Below are 16,685 nucleotides of genomic sequence, written 5' to 3'. Positions count from 1 at the left end.
TGGTGAGGGGAAATGCGCTCATGAGACCAGCTAGATGGGAATATTGTTGGTCTCGGCAAACCGGACGAGCAGGTCGCGGATCGGCTCGCCCGACTTGACGTCGTCCAGGGCCGCGTTGAGTTCCGCAGCCAGTTGATCCGCGTCGAGTCCCAGAAGCATGGCCTTCACCGGCCCGATCGATGTCGCCGCCATCGAGACCGAGCGGAAGCCGATGCCGATCAGCGCCATGGCGGAAAGCGGCTTGCCGGCCATCTCGCCGCACAGCGTCACCGTCGTCCTGTTGCGCTCGCCGGCCCGCGCAATGTCGCGCAGGATGCGCAGGAACGGCTTGCCGAGGTTGTCGAACCGGTCGGAAACCCGCGCATTGCCGCGATCGGCCGCCATCGTGAACTGGAAGAGGTCGTTCGAGCCGACCGAGACGAAATCCACTTCCTGCATCAGCTCATCGAGCTGCCACATGAGCGCTGGCACTTCCAGCATGGCGCCGAACTGCAGCTTGCGCGGCAGGCTGTGGCCGAATTTGGAAAGATGCTGCACTTCCTTCTGCATCAGGTCGCGCACCTGATGAATTTCCGAAACCTCGGTCACCATCGGCAGCATCATCTTCAGCTCGCCGCCGGCCGAAGCCCGCAGAAGCGCGCGCAGCTGGGTGCGCAGAAGCCCAGGCCGATCCAGCGAAAGGCGGATCGCCCGCCAGCCGAGCGCCGGGTTTTCCTCTTCATGGGCGCGGAAATAGGAGACGACCTTGTCGCCGCCGATATCGAGCGTCCGGAAGGTCACCGGCCGTCCGGCCGCCTGTTTCATCACGTTGCGGTAAAAACCCTCCTGCTCCTCCAGCTTCGGCATGGTGGAGGCGATCATGAACTGCAGCTCGGTGCGGAAAAGGCCGATCCCGTCGGCGCCCGATTCGGCAAGCTGCGGCAGGTCGACCATCAGGCCGGCATTCATTTGCAGGCTGATGCGCTTGCCGTCCTTGGTCAGCGGCTCGACTGATCTGAGCGCCCGGAACTGCTCCTGCCGGCGGGCTCTGAGCCTGACCTTCTCCTCATAGGCCTTCTGCAGGTCCGCCATCGGCCTGAGATGGATCTGGCCGTCGTCGCCGTCGATGATGATCGGGTCGCCATTTTCGGCGAGCGCCACTACGCCCGCCGCCTGACCGACGACCGGAATGCCCATGGCACGTGCGACGATCACCACATGGCTCGTCACCGCGCCGTCTTCGAGGACGAGGCCGCGCAGGCGTTCGCGCGGATAGTCGAGAAGCTCCGCCGCGCCCATGGCGCGCGCCAGCACGATCGCGTCCACCGGGAAGGCCTCGTCGGACGCCCGGCCGGAAAAGCCCGTCAGCTGCCGCAGAAGCCGGTTGGCGAGGTCGTCGAAATCATGCATCCGCTCGCGCAGGTAGGGATCGGTCAGGCGCATCATGCGCGCCTTCGTGTCGCTCTGGACCTTTTCGACCGCCGCTTCCGCGGTCAGGCCGTTGTGGATCGCCTCTTCCATGCGGCGCACCCAGCCCTGGTCATGGGCGAACATGCGGTAGGTTTCGAGCACTTCGCGATGCTCGCCTTCCTGGGCGACTTCGCGGCGCGACAGCATGTCGTCGATCGAAATGCGCAAGGACCCCAGCGCTTCGGCCAGCCGCCGGATTTCCTTGTCCGCGTCCTCGTTGAGCAGGTTGGTGACGACGATGCGCGGTTCGTGCAGCACCACGTGGCCGAGCCCGATGCCTTCGTTATAGCCGTCCGCCTCGATGGTGACGGCCCGGGTCAGGTCGAGTTCGAGGCCCGGCCGGGTGATCTTCTTGAGCTCGCCGGTGGCGATCATCTCGGCGATCACCATCGCCGTCGTTTCGAGCGCCTCGACTTCGTCTTCGCGATAGTTCCGGCTGGCCTTGTTCTGGACGACGAGAACGCCCAAGGTGCGACCGGCGCGCAGGATCGGCACGCCGAGGAAGGAATGATAGATTTCCTCGCCGGTTTCCGGGAGATAGCGGAAGGCCGGATGCGCCTGCGCATCGGAAAGATTGAGCGGCTGGGCCGACGCGGCGATCGTGCCGACCAGGCCCTGCCCCATCTTCAATTGCGAAAGGTGAACGGCTTCCTTTTTGAGGCCTTCGGTCGCATAGAGTTCGAGCACGCCGTCGGAGCGGAGCACATAGACCGAGCAGACCTCGGCCACCATGTTGCTGGCAATCTGCCGGACGATCCGGTCAAGGCGCTCCTGTGGATCGAGCGGCTCCGCCATCAGTTCGCGCAGCCGCTTCAAAAGAACGCGCGGACCTGCCGACAGGTCTCTCATCGGCATAAGCTCTCCCGAAACCAGGTCATCCTGCCGGAGCGCCGCGCCTCAAACATCCGACGCGCCGAACCGGCTCATTTCTCAACTCTTATCGAGACCGTAGGCAGAATGCAAAGTCCGAACTGCGAGTTCCGAGTAGGCACCGTCGATCAGGATGGAAATCTTGATTTCCGAGGTGGTGATCGCCTTGATGTTGATGCCTTTTTCGGCAAGTGCCTTGAAAGCGAGCGCTGCCACGCCCGCATGGCTGCGCATGCCGATCCCGATCACCGAGACCTTGGCAAGGCCTGATTCGCTCTGGGCCACGTCGAAGCCGATCGTCGCCTTGTGGTCGTCGAGCACTTTCAGCGCCTTCTGCACGTCGCCGGAAGGCACGGTGAAGGTCATGTCGGTGCGCGATCCGTCTTCCGACGTGTTCTGCACGATCATGTCGACGTTGATATGGGCTTCCGCGAGCGGGCCGAAGATCGCCGCCGAGACGCCCGGCCGGTCGGCGAGGCGCCGGAGCGAGATCTGCGCTTCATCCTTGGCATAGGCGATGCCGGTGACGACTTCCTGTTCCACGATTTCTTCCTCGTCGCAAATCAAAGTGCCGGGCGGATTCAAGAGGTCGCCCATGCCCGGCGCATCGGGATCCTCGAAACTGGAGCGCACGAAGGTGCGGACCTTGAAGACCATGGCGAGCTCGACCGAGCGCACCTGCAGCACCTTCGAGCCGAGCGATGCCATTTCCAGCATTTCCTCGAAGGACACCTTTTTCATGCGGCGCGCCTTCGGCTCGATGCGCGGGTCGGTCGTGTAGACGCCGTCGACATCCGTATAGATGTCGCAGCGGTCGGCCTTGACCGCGGCCGCGATCGCTACGGCCGAGGTATCGGAGCCGCCGCGGCCGAGCGTGGCGATCCGGTTGTCCGGACCGAGGCCCTGGAAACCGGCAATCACCGCCACCTGTCCCTCGCCCATGCGGCGGATGATCTCGGACCCGTCGATTTCCATGATGCGGGCAGCGCCATGGGCGTTGTCGGTGCGGATCGGGATCTGCCACCCCTGCCAGGAGCGGGCGTTGATGCCCATGGATTGCAGCGCGATCGCGAGCAGCCCCGACGTCACCTGTTCGCCGGAGGCGACGACGGCATCGTATTCACGGGCATCGTAGAAAGGCGAGTTGGCGCCCGCGGCCTTCGGTGTGTCCTGCACCCAGGCGACCAGTTCGTTGGTCTTGCCGGACATGGCGGAAACGACGACTGCGACCTCGTGCCCGGCCTCCACCTCCCGTTTCACATGGCGCGCCACATTGTGAATGCGTTCTAGATTGGCGACAGACGTGCCGCCGAACTTCATGACGATGCGAGCCATACGACCAAAACCACTGTTTCGCCAAGACCTTGGGATTGCCCCGGCGCCTGCTGAGAACCACGTCGAGATCCGGCCTTTTAGGACAGGACCATCAAGTTGCGGGGTCTCTTATCGAAAAGGCTCAAAGCGCGCAATGGCCGGAACATAGGCAAACGGTACGCTCTGCGCAGGCGCGTCATCGTGGCGGATACAAAAAGGGCCACCGGATGGGTGGCCCTTCGAACAGAGGATCGGCTATTCGCGCCCCATCCAGGGATTGCACGGCCCGCCGTTCGGGCACCGGGGATCAGCGCCGGCCGGAGGCTGAGGGCGCTCCACCTGCGGTGGTGGCGGCGGTGGCGGCGCCCCGTCCGGGGTGCGTGGCGGATCGACCCTCGGCGGCGGGGGTGGAGGTGGACGGTTGTCGTTGCGGTCCCGGTTCCGATCCCAATTGCCCCGGTCGCGGTCCCGGTCGCGATTGCGGTCCCAGTTGTCGCGGTCGCGATCACCCTGCCAGACGGGCGGCGGAGGCGGCTGCCTGTCGCGGGGATCCCACCGGTCACGGTCGCGGTCCCGATCCCAGCGCGGGGGACCACGGTCGTCCCAGCGTGGCGGGCCGCGATCGTCCCAGCGCGGCGGGGGCGGGGGCGGAAGCGGCCGCTCCGAACGCCAGTCGTAACGGCGCCAGCGGTCCCGCTCGCGGTAGAAGTCGCGGCCGCGATAATACCGGCCCCAATAGTTGTCGACGTCGAAGGTGATGCTCGGAATGCCGAGGCCGCGATAGTGGTCCGGCTCCACGTAGACGCGGTTCGAACGATATGTGGCCTGCACGTAATTGCCGGACACCCAGCCGCGCCCGCCGGCGAACGCGACATCGCACCAGTTGACGCTGCTCATGCAGCCGTAGATGGTGACCGGCGCCCCGGCCGGGATGACGACGACGGCGGGATAGCCGGTACTGGGTCCGGAGCGCATGTTGACATTGGCCGTCGCGATGCCTCGCACGGCCGCTTCCGCAAGCGACGGCGCCGCGAACAGGGCGCAAACTGCCGCAAGGGACATGAGAAATTTCTTCACGGGCTTCCTCCTGAGAAACCATTTGTCACCCGAACCGGCTTCCGATCTGCCGCGGGATGATTACGGCATATCAATGTTCGGAACATTGGCATAGTTCCCTTGTGCCGCTGAACCGCGCATGAACGCCCCGTTGGCTGGCGTTAAGCTTTTGTCCGCGCCGGCCCGGTCGATTGCCGTTCGGCGATGTGGCAGGCGAGTTCCACCCGGCGGGCCGGGCTTGCGAAGCCGGACATCGCCTCCCGCAGCAGGTCGAGCGCCACGGCGCCGAGTTCGCGCATCGGAATATGCACCGTCGTCAGCGGCGGGTTGAGGAAGGCCGCCTGCGGCAGATCGTCCATGCCCATGACCGAGACGTCGCCCGGCACCGAGTAGCCCACCTGCTGCACGCCCATCATGGCGCCCACCGCCAGGCTGTCGCCGGCGGTCAGCACCGCCGTGAAATCGAGCCCCTGCTTGCGCAGCCGTTCGCTGACCGCCTGCGCGGCAAGTTCCGGCAGCCAGTCGTCCACCGGCACGACCAGATCCGGCGGGCACGGCAGCCCGTGATAAAGCAGCGCATCCTGCCAGCCCTCCCGGCGCCGGTCGATCGTCCGCCGCCCCGGACGCATCAGGAAGAGGATGCGCTTGTGGCCGAGCCGTATCAGATAATCGGCGGCCAGATGCGCGGCCGAGCGGTTGCAGGGCGTCACGCTCGAAAGCCGCATGGTCGGGTCGTCGCCGTTGATCAGCACGACCGGCTTGCCGAAGCCGCGGGTCGCCGCCAGCATGCCCTCGTCGTCGACGGTCAGGAACAGCAGCCCGGCCACGTCGGGGTCGGTCCTGGCCTCTTCCAGCACCGCCTTTTCCTCCTCCTGGTCGGCGATGGCGCGCGTCACGATATCGAGACCCAGCGCCTGCGCCCGATCGCGCAGGCCTTCCAGCACATAGAGCGTGAACTGGTTGCGCACATAGTCGATCATCGCCGCGCTGGAAGCCGCCAGGATCACCTTCTTGCCGGCGACGGGCGTCGGCACCGCATAGTTGACGTCCTTGGCAGCCTCCAGAATGCGCTGGCGGATGTCGGCCCTGACCCCCTTCTCGCCGGCGAGCGCCCGCGACACGGTGCTCAGCGAAACGCCCACCTTTTCCGCGATATCCTCCAGCCGAACCCGCCGGCTTTTCTTGCCGCGCTTGCCCGGCACTGCCGTGACTGCCATTTTCTTCCTCCCTTTCGCTCTCCGCAAACTGCAAAAAATTTTCAGATTGCGCAATCAATTTTCAGATGTTTTCATAAGGTCACCGTCCGGGAGAGACGGATCGACAATGCCGGGCCAATGGCAGCGGCAGCGATGGGAGGAATTGAGGAATGGGCCTGTCAGCCCGGGACATTCGCACGAAGCTTGACCTTCTCGTGGCCGGCATGACCGGTCTGAAACACGACGGTCGCTTCGACGAACCCAATCTCGACGGCACCGCCGGCGACTATATTTCTTTCGACAGCTGGGAATGGCCGCAGGGCGTCGGGCTCTATGGCCTGATCCGCCTGTGGCTCTTCACCGGCCGCGACGATCTGAAGACCCTCATCGAGAATTGGTACGCGTCCCGCATCGAGGCGGGTCTTCCGACGCTCAACGTCAACACGACCGCACCGATGCTCGGTCTTTCCGTCCTCTGGCGGGAAACGCGCGATCCGCGCTGGCAGCCGGTTCTCGATGCCTGGGCGACCCGCGTCATGGCTGAGATGGGCCGCACCAACGAAGGCGCCTTCGAACACCACGTCTCCGACAAAGTCAACGACGACGAGCTCTGGGACGACACGCTCTACATGGTCGCCCTCTTCCTCGCCTCTTACGGCCAGGCGAGCGGCCGGACCGAGCTGGTCGACGAGGCGGCAAGACAGTTCCTCGTCCACACCCGCTACCTCGCCGACAGGAAGACCGGCCTCTGGTTCCATGGCTGGACGTTCGAGGGCCACCACAATTTCGCCGAAGCCCGCTGGGCGCGCGGCAATGCCTGGATCACGGCCGGCATGCTGGATCTCTTCGATCTCGCCGAAATGGGCAGGCCGGTGAAGGACTATCTCCTCGGCGTGCTGACGGCCCAGGTGAACGCGCTGCTGCCGCTGCAGACCGCCTCGGGCGCCTGGCGCACGTTGCTCGACGACCCCTCGTCCTACGAGGAAATCTCCGCGACCGCCGGTTTCGGTTACGGCCTGCTGAAGGGTTATCGCCTCGGCCTCGGCACCCATGAATGGCGCGTCGCCGGCTTGAAGGCGGTCGAAGCGGTGCTTGCCAACATCGACGAAACCGGCACCGTGCTCAACGTTTCCTACGGCACGCGCATGGGCCATGACCTGCAATTCTACCGGGACATCCCGATCCAGCCGACCGGTTACGGACAAGCATTGGCGATCCTCTGCCTCTCGGAAGCCATCCGGCACGTGGACACGAAGGAGCAGGCGGCATGACGATGAAGGTTCTCTACGGCGCCGGTCCGAACGACATCAAGACCTACGATACCGCCCGCCTGCGCGCCGAATTCCTGATGGAAGACCTCTTCCAGAACGGCAAGGTCTCATTCACCTATACCCATGTCGACCGCCTGATCGTCGGGGGCGCGGTACCCACCTCTTCGACCCTGACCTTCGGCGGCGGCGAGGACATCGGCACGCCTTTCCTCCTGTCGGCCCGCGAGATGGGCGTCGCCAATCTCGGCGGCACCGGCGTCGTGTCGGTCGACGGCAGGAGCTTCACGCTGGAAAACCGCGACGTGCTTTATATCGGCCGCGGCGCCCGGGAAATCTCGGTCGCCAGCGCCTCCGCCGAAAAACCGGCTCGTTTCTACATGAACTCGGTGCCGGCCGGCGCCGATATCCCGCACCGCCTCATCAAGCGGGCGGAATCCAAGCTGCTGACGTTCGGCGATGCCAAGCGCGCCAATCTCAGGAATCTTCGGATGTACATTCATCCGGAGGTTTCCCCCTCCTGCCTGCTCCTGCTCGGCATCACCGATCTTGCCGAGGGCAGCATCTGGAACACCATGCCGCCGCATCTGCATGAGCGCCGCATGGAGGCCTATTGCTATTTCGACTTGGCCGAGGAAGAGCGGGTCATCCACCTGATGGGCCGCCCGGAGGAGACGCGCCACCTCGTCGTCAAGAACCTCGACGCGGTCCTCTCCCCCGCCTGGTCGATCCACATGGGCGCCGGCACCGCCCAATATGCTTTCGTCTGGGGAATGACCGGCGAAAACCAGGAATACAACGACGTGGCCCCCGTGGCCCTTAGCGAATTGAAGTGAAGCGGACTGACATGAACCCTGAAGCGAACTGGATGCGGAAGACCTTGAAGCCGGGCGAAGCCGTCCGCTACTGGCAGCTCGGCCGCATCGCCGAAGAGCGTTTTGACGTGCCCGACGCCCCGATGAAGGGCGAGATGGACCCGTTCTTCTTCCTCACCAAGGTGAAGAACTTCATCCCGCACGAATATCCCTGCCGCACCATCTTCGCCGAGACCTATCGCGGAAAACGCCCCGACGTGCGCGGCGAGTTCGAAGCCGCCCGCTGGTGGCTGCCCTTCGGTTCGCCTCGGCTCGATCTCTCCGGCTTCTGGTTCCGCCCGACCCGGCTGGCCACCTGGACCCGCACCTATATCGAAGCCGATAGCCCCGGCACCGCAAAAATCCGCCTCGGCACCTGCGGCGGCGCGGTCCTCTGGCTGAACGGCAGGGAAGTCGGCTGGATGGCCCCCTATAGCCGCAACCTCGAAGCCAAGCAGGAGTTCGAACTGCCGCTCGAAGCCGGCCTCAACGAGATCGTCCTGTTCTTCGACGACCTTGCCGAACGCGACGCCCGTTATTTCTACCAGTTCGACTATCTTTCCGGCCCTGCCGCCAGCGTCGCCATCCCGGTTCCGGTCGCGGGCTCCGTCGCCGAAAGCCTGGAAGCCGCGCTTGACGGCATGCATCTCGACCGCCAGCACTATTTCGGCGGCGACATCACCGTTCTCTTCGCCGAAGCTTTGCCGATCGATGTCGAGGTCAATGTCGCCGTCGAAGGTGACTTCATGTCCCGCGAACGCTTCGATTTCGATTTCTCGCTTCCGGCCGGCGCAAAAAGCCTGAATGTCGGCGCCTCCGAAAAGGCGCCTGCCGACTTCCGCCATCTCCGCGTGACCTTGAATGCCGGCGGCTTCGTCGCCTCCCGCTCCGTCGGCGTCGAGATCTGCCACGCCGCCCGGCAGGGCAAGGCGCCGGCCTCGCTGGTCGACCGCATCACCGAAACGCTCTCGGAAGTCTCCGAATATTCCGAACGCGACACGGTGCGCGCCTTCGCCCGCCTCGCAAGCGGCCGCTCCGGCCCCGATACTGACGCGATGATCGAGGAAATTCTGCCCTCGATCGAGGACTGCCACGACTGCGCCGACTTCTCGCTGGTGCCGCTCATCTGGTCGCGCACCGTCTGGGGCGGGGACATCAATGCGAAGACCCGTGCCCGCATCGACGCCGCCATCCTGAACTACCGTTACTGGATGGACGAGCCGGGCAATGACGTGCAGTGGTATTTCTCCGAAAACCACGCCCTGCTCTTTCACACGTCGGCCTACCTTGCCGGCAGCCTCCTCCCAGACGCCACCTTCGTCCGTTCCGGCCGCAAAGGCTCGGAGCAGGCGAAGGTCGGTGCCGAACGGGTCCGCGCCTGGCTCGATCATTTCGAAAAGTGGGAAATGGCGGAATTCAACTCCGCCCCCTATTTCCCGATCGACCTAAAGGGCCTCACCGCACTGGCCGCGATTTCGCCGGACAAGGACATCGCCGACCGCGCCAAGGCCGGCATCGTCCGCCTCTGTGAAGTCATCGCCCGTTCGGCCCATCACGGCATGGTCACCGCGGCGCAAGGTCGCTCCTACGAGCACACGCTCTGCGCCGGCCGCTCGCTGGAACTGTCCGCCGTCGCCCGCTTGATCTGGGGCAAGGGCTGGTATGGCCGCCGCGTCCACTGCCTGCCGCAGATGGCCGTCTGCCTGCGCGACCATGGCCTCGAGATTCCGGCCGCGCTTGCCGAGATCGCCGACCATCAGGCCGATCAACACCAGGAATGGCGTTTCGCCCAGGGCGAAAACGCATTTGCCGCGCTCTATCATTACAAGGGCCGCAATTTCGCCATGGGCTCGACGGTGCATTACCGGTGGGACGAATGGGGTTACCAGGAAACCGTCTTGCACCTGCGCCTCGGCGACAAGCCGGAAGCGGCGATCTGGATCAACCATCCGGGCGAGACCATCCAGTTCGGTTACGGCCGCCCGTCCTATTGGGGCGGCTGCGGCACCATCCCGCGCGCCCAGCAGTATCGCGGCCTCGCCGTCCTCGAATTCACCACCTACGAGGAACAGCCGGACTTCACCCACGCCTGGTTTCCGAAGGCGGAATTCGACGAGAGCCGTGTCTCCGGCAGCCTTGCGCTCGCCCGCTCGGGCAACGGCGCCGTCCTGCTGCGCGCCGGCTCGAATCTGGTGCCTGTCACCGAAGGCCCGTCGGCCGGCTCCGAATTGCGCCAGTACGGCCGCAAGACCCGCTGGATCGTCCGCGTCTGCGAGGCCGCCGACCTCGATACCGTCGAATACGGCTTCGGCAGCCTGGTCGCGAAGCAGGAGGCCGACGGGGCGATCGTTGTCGAGGACCCCGAATACGGCCCGGTGCGTTTCAGGGCCGATGGCACCGTGGAAGCGGAAGGCCGCGTCATCGCGCGCGCGGACTATACTGTAAAGGGCGAAGCTACCATGCTGAGCCCGGCTTGAAGGCATGAACCGATAAACCAATAGGGACGGGAGGAGGCCCCGTCCCGGCAGAGGAGGAAATGAACATGAAAATGAAATCCATCGTGGCAGGCGCAGCGCTTGCCCTCATGAGCACGACGGCGGCTTTCGCCGGCGACGTCCGCATCATGTGGTATTCCGACGGTATCGAAGGCGAAGTCATGAAGGACCTCGTCGGCCGTTTCATGAAGGAAAACCCGGGCATCAATGTCATCCTCGATAACGTCGCCTACAGCGTCATCAAGGAACAGCTGCCCGTCCAGCTCGAAGCCGGCAACGGCCCCGATATCGCCCGCGTCACCGCCATCAAGGACCTTTCCAGGCACTGGCTGGATCTCCGTCCGCTGGTCAAGGACGCCAAGTACTGGGACGACAATTTCGGCGCCCAGGCCGACTGGATGCGTCCGGACGGCTCCAAGCAGATCTCCGGCTTCATGACGCAGATCACGCTGACCGGCGGTTTTGCCAACAAGACCCTGTTCGATCAGGCAGGCGTCGCGATCCCCGGCCCCAAGGCCACCTGGGAGGAATGGGCCGCCGCCGCCAGGAAGGTCAAGGAAAGCCAGAAGATTCCGTTCGCCATGGCGATCGACCGCTCCGGCCATCGCCTGACGGCTCCGCTCCTCTCCTACGGCGCGAACTATGTCGGCAAGGACAATAAGCCCGCCCCGCTCGACAAGGGCGCCAAGGACTTTCTGACCAAGTTCGTCTCCTGGAACCAGGACGGCTCGTTCTCCAAGGACGTCTGGGTCTCCGCCGCCGGCTCGACCTACCGCGCCGCCGCCGACGATTTCATCAACGGCCAGCTTGCCTTCTATTATTCCGGCTCCTGGCAGGTGGCGAACCTCGCCACCAAGATCGGCAACAACTTCGACTGGGTGGCGACCGGCAGCCCCTGCGGCCCGGCCGCCTGCACCGGCATGCCCGGCGGCGCGGCGCTCGTCGCCGTGAAATACACCAAGAACCCCAAGGACGTCGCGGCTGTCATGGACTGGTTCGCCCAGGAGAAGGTCGTCAAGGAATTCTCCGAGCGCACCCTCTTCCTGCCCGGCCACAAGGGCGTGGTCGACAAGGGCGGCCTTGACTTCAAGAGCAACAACGCTTTCGCCAAGGCTGCCTTGACCAAATATGTCGAGGCATCCAAGACGACAGCCGAGACCGCGCTGAAGCTGCCCGGCTGGCGCTGGTCGGACACGGTCTACGCCGCAATCGTCACCCGCGTCGGTCAGACGCTGGCCGGCGAACTGAAAATCGACGATGCTTTCACGCGCATCGACGCGGATATCGCCCAGAAGGTGAAGGACGCCGGTCAGTGATGACAGCATCGGAAGTTTGCCCTGTCCAATGGGCAGGGCATTCTTCTCTTCCCCTGATGGGGAGGAAAACGTCGCATGAAAGCATGAGGCGGAGCCGCGCGCTCCCCTCTTCCCCCTTGCGGGGGAAGATGTCATCGGAGATGGCAGAGGGGCGTGGTTCCGCAAACTCTACCGAAGAGATCGGGGCACCACCCCCCTCTGCCCATCTGAGTTACAATCAAGGGGCGGGCATCTCCCCCGCAAGGGGGGAGGCAGGCCGAATGCACCACCTTTTTTCCATATCTGCTCGTCCCGTCTGGATTAAGGATCGGACGCAAATCTGGGGGAGACAGTTACCGAAATGAGCACGACCTCTCCTTCCTCCCGCCTCGGCGCCCTGCTCATGGCGCCCGTCAACGCCCTGATGCGCATTGTCGACGTGCCGCTGCGCGGTCTGCAGAAGGCGACCGGCCTCGGCGGCATGGCGGCGTTTTTCCTGGCGCCGAACATGCTGATCTTCGGCATCTTCGTACTGCTGCCCCTCGTCATCAACTTCGTCTATTCGATGACCGGCGGCACCGCCTTCTTCCTCTCCGAGCGCAGTTTCGTCGGCGCGGATCAATACGCGCGCCTCTTCACCTGCGCCGATTATCTCGATCCGATGTCCTGCCAGGAGGATGCCTTCTGGACCGCCGTCGGCAACACCTTCTGGTTCGTCGTCCTGCAGGTTACCCTGATGATCCTGACGGCGCTCATCACCGCGCTGATCTTGAACCGCGATCTCGCCGCGCGCTCCTTCTGGCGTGCCGTCTTCTTTTTCCCGGTCCTGCTGTCGCCGGTCGTCGTCGGCCTGATCTGGAAATGGATCCTGCAGCGCCAGGGCCTGCTGAACTTCATGCTCTACCAGTTCGGCAACGAGCCTTATACCTGGCTCACCGACCGCAACTGGACCTTCGTCGCGACGATCGGCGTCTCCATCTGGGCGCATATGGGCTTCTACGCGCTGATCCTGCTCGCCGGCCTGCAGGCGATCCCCAAGGATCTCTACGAAGCGGCCGAGATGGACGGCACGAAGCCTGCCCGCGTCTTCTGGCGCATCACCTTGCCACTGCTCGCGCCCAACCTCCTGGTCGTCGTCGTGCTGGCGCTGATCCGCGCCGTGCAGATCTTCGACGAGGTCTACGTCCTGACCGGCGGCGGCCCCGGCACCAGCACGCTTTATCTCACGCAATATATCTACGAGACGGGTTTCGCCTCGGCGCTGCGCAACCCCGGCCTCGCGGCCGCAGCCTCGATCCTGATGGGCGCCGTGCTCGTGGTGCTCACCCTCTTCCAGCTCGGCATCGGCCGCAGACAAGAAAACAAGGGGAAACGCTGATGGGTGTCGCCTCACGTTTCATTCTCCGCCGCAGGGGTGGCAAAGGCTGGCACTGGACGGATATCGTCACCTGGATCTGGCTGATCGGCGGGCTGATCATCATGTTCGGCCCGGCCGTCTGGCTCGCCTTCTCGTCCTTCAAGACGCCGGCGGCACTTGCCGAGTTTCCGCCCTCGATCCTGCCCTACGTCACCAGTCAGGCGACAGTCGAGGGTTACGACAAGCCGCTGCAGCTCTTCGACACGAAGATGCCGGATGGCTCGACCCGCGTTCTCGCCGAGGTGCGCCGCATCGGCGTCATGTCCCAGATGGTCGACCCGAAGGCTCCCGGCGAAATCATCCGTGTCAACATGAACGACCGCACGCCGGTGCGCACGGTCTCCTTCGCCACGGAGAACTACACCGAGCCCTTCGTGCATTTCGATTTCCTGCGCTATCTCTGGAATTCCGTCTTCGTCACGGTGGTCGCGACGCTGATCACCCTCGTCGTCAATTCCATGGCCGCCTTTGCGCTGTCGAAATACGAGTTCAAGGGCCGCTCGCTCGCCATGCTGGTCATCCTCGCGACGCTGATGGTGCCGCTGTCGGTCATCATGGTGCCGCTCTATTCGATCATCTCGTCGCTCGGCCTGTTCAACAGCCTCTGGGGCGTCATCCTGCCAACGGTCGCCACCCCGACGGGCGTCTTCATCCTGCGCCAGTATATGCTGACCATTCCCGACGAGCTGATCGACGCGGCGCGCATGGACAAGGCGTCGGAATGGCAGATCTACTGGCGCATCGTCCTGCCGCTGACGGCGCCGGCGCTTGCGGTACTGGCGATCTTCTCGGTCGTCTGGCGCTGGAACGACTTCCTCTGGCCGCTGATCGTTTTGTCACGGCGCGAACTCTACACCCTGCAGGTGGGCTTGAGCATCTATTCCGGCGAACTGAACGTCCAGTGGCACTTCATCCTGGCCATGACGGTTGTGACCATGGTTCCGGTCGTGCTGGTCTTCATCTTCCTGCAGCGTTTCATCACCACCGGCATTGCCGGTACCGGTTTGAAGTAAGGAACACCGATGGGCGAAATCAAACTTACCGACGTCAACAAGTCCTTCGGTTCGGTCCATGTCCTGAAAGATATCGACCTGCACATCCAGGATGGCGAATTCGTCGTCTTTGTCGGCCCGTCCGGTTGCGGCAAGTCGACCCTGCTGCGCACCATCGCAGGCCTCGAAAAGATCACCGGCGGCGAGATCAGGATCGACGGCAAGCGCGTCAACGAAGTCTCCGCTGCCGATCGCGGCCTCGCCATGGTCTTCCAGTCCTATGCGCTCTATCCGCATATGAGCGTGCGTCAGAACCTCGCCTTCGGGCTTGAAAACTCCAACATGCCGAAGACCGAGATCGCCGAGCGGATCGCCGAGGCTGCCCGCATGCTGGAAATCGATCAGTATCTCGAGCGCCGCCCCGGCCAGCTGTCCGGCGGCCAGCGCCAGCGCGTTGCGATCGGCCGCGCCATCGTCCGCCGCCCCACCGCCTTCCTGCTCGACGAGCCGCTGTCGAACCTCGACGCGGAATTGCGCGTCTCCACCCGCGCCGAGCTCGCCGCCCTTCACGCCCGCATCGGCTCGACGATGATCTACGTCACCCACGACCAGGTGGAGGCGATGACGCTCGCTCACCGCATCGTCGTCATGCGCGCCGGCAGGATCGAGCAGGTCGGTACGCCGCTCGAACTCTACAACACGCCCGCCAACCGCTTCGTCGCCGGCTTCATCGGCGCACCGCACATGAACTTCCTGAAGGGCGAAGTCTCTGAAGCCGAAACCGGCGCGGTGACGCTCTCGATCGGCGGCGGCCATAAGCTGCTGGTGCCGCTTTCCGGCCACAAGCTCTCCGTCGGCGACAAACTGACAGTCGGCATCCGCCCCCAGCACATCACGCTCGCCGGCGACCCAGGCAGCCTCGCCGTCAAGGTCCGCCTTGTTGAAGCGCTGGGCTCCGAAACCGTCATCCATGCCGACTTGCACGGCGAAAAACTGCTCGCCGTGGTGCAGGGCCAGAAGCAGATCTCGCCCGGCGACGAGGTGCATTTCTCCATCGCCGGCGCTCCGCTGCATCTGTTCGACGGCAACGGGCTGCGGGTGAAGGCGGCCTGATCCGCCCTCACGCTCTCTCATTGCCCCTCTCCCCGCAAACGGGGCAAGGGAACGTGTCTTGCGGGGTGTATCGGCCAAAGGAAGCCGGCGCGGCATAGACCCTTCTCCCGCCACGACGGGAGAAGGGCCTGCATAACCCAGGCGGATCAGGGTCGGGCAACCCGGCAGCCAGCCCTCGCCCCTTACAAAAAACCCTTGAAGAAACTCAGCACCGCCCGCCGCATCGCTGGAGTTTCCCGGTGCCCGACCCCAGCCTGGGGCAGAAAGACGAGCGCGCCCAAAGCCTCGGACCGGATATAGGCCACCTCCGTCTCCCTGAAGGCGATCTCCACCGCCTCCGGCGGCGTCAGCGGATCATCCCAGCCCACGCAGATAAGCTGCGGGCGTGGTGCCACGAGCCCGGCAATCTCGCCGCTCGAGGTTTCCTTCAGCAGCCCCGGTACGGTGAGGTAGTGCCCATGCAGATTGTGCGCCCCCGTCCTGACCAGCGTCGCGAAATCCGCATAACAGCAGAGATGGGCATTCGCCTTGACCCGCGGATCGACCGCCGCCAGGAAATAGGAAAGCGTCGCGCCCATCGAGAGCCCCGTCACCCCGATCCGCTCCGGATCGACCTCCGGCCGGCCGGCGAGCCAGCTCAGCGCCGCCGCCTGTTCGGATACCATTTGTCCGAACAGCGGCTTGCCATGCCAGAGGGCCGCCTTCGATGCCTCGTCCTCGGTCACGCCCGCCCGTTCCCCGAAAGTCGGCATGTCGATGCACAGCGTGACGTAACCCTCCCGCGCCAGCACCGGCCCCGGCGCATCGAGAAGTGCCGGCCGGCCGTCGATCAGTTCGGAAGCACCGATGTCCCAGCGTGCGCCATGCGCATGGGCGTAGAGGATCGCCGGCCCGCGGACGACGAACCCTTCGCTCGGGCGGGTCAGCAGACCGCGCACCTCGCCGCCGCCGGGCAGCCGAAAATGCAGCCGTTCCAGAATATACCCGTCACGATTCTCGGCAAGGCTGTCCGTCAGGACGAGCGAAATATCCTCGAACGCGAGCAGCTCCTTCAGCCGCGCCACGGTGATCGCCATGGTCCCTCCTGCAGCCCCACCTCTCCCGTTGGGAGGCGGGGACGTTTTTATTTCACCCATGCCGCATTTTCAAATACATAAACCATATATTGTCCTCCTGCATCCCCACCCTCCATGGTCGTGCCTATAATCCTCCCGTCCCGCTTCGGCTGCACCGGTCCGCATTGTCAAGCGACACGAGGAATTGACCCCTTTGCCGACATCAGGAATTGACCCCTTTCACTGGTTTGTCGTTTCGTTGGTTTCAAGCGCCGCTCCGGCCTTCTGCAGAAGGCCGGAGCGGCGCTTTT

General features: G+C 64.4%; 12 protein-coding genes. 7 read left to right on the top strand and 5 right to left on the bottom strand.

The features are described 5' to 3' along the window. Nucleotides 1-30: 30 nt before the first annotated feature. From ptsP to DMO26_RS31910, 4 genes are all read right to left on the bottom strand, one after another. Nucleotides 31-2,298, bottom strand: coding sequence for a phosphoenolpyruvate--protein phosphotransferase (ptsP, locus tag DMO26_RS31925; RefSeq protein WP_117196323.1), 2,268 nt, complete (start codon nt 2,296-2,298; stop codon nt 31-33). 81 nt (nt 2,299-2,379) lie between these two features. Next, entirely contained in the window at nt 2,380-3,654 is a 1,275-nt protein-coding gene (locus DMO26_RS31920; RefSeq protein ID WP_117196313.1) for an aspartate kinase, read from the bottom strand. Nucleotides 3,655-3,888: 234 nt separating this feature from the next. Continuing rightward, the gene (locus DMO26_RS31915) at nt 3,889-4,710 is read right to left on the bottom strand and encodes an SH3 domain-containing protein (RefSeq protein ID WP_404947104.1); all 822 of its coding nucleotides are present in this window, start codon (nt 4,708-4,710) and stop codon (nt 3,889-3,891) included. 140 nt (nt 4,711-4,850) lie between these two features. Beyond that, complete coding sequence (locus DMO26_RS31910; protein ID WP_117196312.1) at nt 4,851-5,906, bottom strand: LacI family DNA-binding transcriptional regulator; 1,056 nt, start codon at nt 5,904-5,906, stop codon at nt 4,851-4,853. 149 nt (nt 5,907-6,055) lie between these two features. Here DMO26_RS31910 and bglB point away from each other — a divergent pair, with 149 nt between their 5' ends. From bglB to DMO26_RS31875, 7 genes are all read left to right on the top strand, one after another. Beyond that, nucleotides 6,056-7,156, top strand: a complete 1,101-nt coding sequence (gene bglB, locus DMO26_RS31905) for a beta-galactosidase BglB (RefSeq protein ID WP_117196311.1) — start codon at nt 6,056-6,058, stop codon at nt 7,154-7,156. Then, nucleotides 7,153-7,989 (top strand): 5-dehydro-4-deoxy-D-glucuronate isomerase, encoded by an 837-nt coding sequence (kduI, locus tag DMO26_RS31900; protein ID WP_117196310.1) that lies wholly within the window; start codon nt 7,153-7,155, stop codon nt 7,987-7,989. The genes bglB and kduI overlap by 4 nt, the downstream gene beginning before the upstream one ends. Before the next feature lie 11 nt (nt 7,990-8,000). After that, nucleotides 8,001-10,484, top strand: a complete 2,484-nt coding sequence (locus tag DMO26_RS31895; RefSeq protein ID WP_117196309.1) for a hypothetical protein — start codon at nt 8,001-8,003, stop codon at nt 10,482-10,484. Between the two features lie 59 nt (nt 10,485-10,543). Beyond that, complete coding sequence (locus tag DMO26_RS31890) at nt 10,544-11,818, top strand: ABC transporter substrate-binding protein (protein WP_404947103.1); 1,275 nt, start codon at nt 10,544-10,546, stop codon at nt 11,816-11,818. Nucleotides 11,819-12,158: 340 nt separating this feature from the next. Continuing rightward, a complete protein-coding gene (locus DMO26_RS31885) occupies nt 12,159-13,175 on the top strand; it encodes a carbohydrate ABC transporter permease (RefSeq protein ID WP_117196308.1) in 1,017 nt (338 codons plus the stop codon). Beyond that, nucleotides 13,175-14,227, top strand: coding sequence for a carbohydrate ABC transporter permease (locus DMO26_RS31880; RefSeq protein ID WP_117196307.1), 1,053 nt, complete (start codon nt 13,175-13,177; stop codon nt 14,225-14,227). Before DMO26_RS31885 ends, DMO26_RS31880 begins: the two co-directional genes overlap by 1 nt. Before the next feature lie 9 nt (nt 14,228-14,236). Further along, nucleotides 14,237-15,319, top strand: coding sequence for an ABC transporter ATP-binding protein (locus DMO26_RS31875; RefSeq protein WP_117196306.1), 1,083 nt, complete (start codon nt 14,237-14,239; stop codon nt 15,317-15,319). 182 nt (nt 15,320-15,501) lie between these two features. On the opposite strand, the gene DMO26_RS31870 is transcribed toward DMO26_RS31875, so the two are convergent. Further along, on the bottom strand, nt 15,502-16,395 hold the full coding sequence (locus DMO26_RS31870; RefSeq protein WP_117196305.1) for an alpha/beta hydrolase family protein: 894 nt from the start codon (nt 16,393-16,395) through the stop codon (nt 15,502-15,504). Nucleotides 16,396-16,685: the final 290 nt, after the last annotated feature.

The sequence above is a fragment of the Rhizobium terrae genome, assembly GCF_003425685.1.
Classification (GTDB): domain Bacteria; phylum Pseudomonadota; class Alphaproteobacteria; order Rhizobiales; family Rhizobiaceae; genus Neorhizobium; species Neorhizobium terrae.
The sequence above is the reverse complement of the archived record's forward strand: the minus strand, read 5'-3'. Positions and strand labels throughout refer to the sequence as shown.

What these genes read in the sequence shown, in the direction of transcription:
- ptsP (WP_117196323.1), bottom strand. Translation starts at nt 2,298, where the DNA reads ATGAGAGACCTGTCGGCAGGTCCGCGCGTTCTTTTGAAGCGGCTGCGC.
- DMO26_RS31920 (WP_117196313.1), bottom strand. Translation starts at nt 3,654, where the DNA reads ATGGCTCGCATCGTCATGAAGTTCGGCGGCACGTCTGTCGCCAATCTA.
- DMO26_RS31910 (WP_117196312.1), bottom strand. Translation starts at nt 5,906, where the DNA reads ATGGCAGTCACGGCAGTGCCGGGCAAGCGCGGCAAGAAAAGCCGGCGG.
- bglB (WP_117196311.1), top strand. Translation starts at nt 6,056, where the DNA reads ATGGGCCTGTCAGCCCGGGACATTCGCACGAAGCTTGACCTTCTCGTG.
- kduI (WP_117196310.1), top strand. Translation starts at nt 7,153, where the DNA reads ATGACGATGAAGGTTCTCTACGGCGCCGGTCCGAACGACATCAAGACC.
- DMO26_RS31895 (WP_117196309.1), top strand. Translation starts at nt 8,001, where the DNA reads ATGAACCCTGAAGCGAACTGGATGCGGAAGACCTTGAAGCCGGGCGAA.
- DMO26_RS31890 (WP_404947103.1), top strand. Translation starts at nt 10,544, where the DNA reads ATGAACATGAAAATGAAATCCATCGTGGCAGGCGCAGCGCTTGCCCTC.
- DMO26_RS31885 (WP_117196308.1), top strand. Translation starts at nt 12,159, where the DNA reads ATGAGCACGACCTCTCCTTCCTCCCGCCTCGGCGCCCTGCTCATGGCG.
- DMO26_RS31880 (WP_117196307.1), top strand. Translation starts at nt 13,175, where the DNA reads ATGGGTGTCGCCTCACGTTTCATTCTCCGCCGCAGGGGTGGCAAAGGC.
- DMO26_RS31875 (WP_117196306.1), top strand. Translation starts at nt 14,237, where the DNA reads ATGGGCGAAATCAAACTTACCGACGTCAACAAGTCCTTCGGTTCGGTC.
- DMO26_RS31870 (WP_117196305.1), bottom strand. Translation starts at nt 16,395, where the DNA reads ATGGCGATCACCGTGGCGCGGCTGAAGGAGCTGCTCGCGTTCGAGGAT.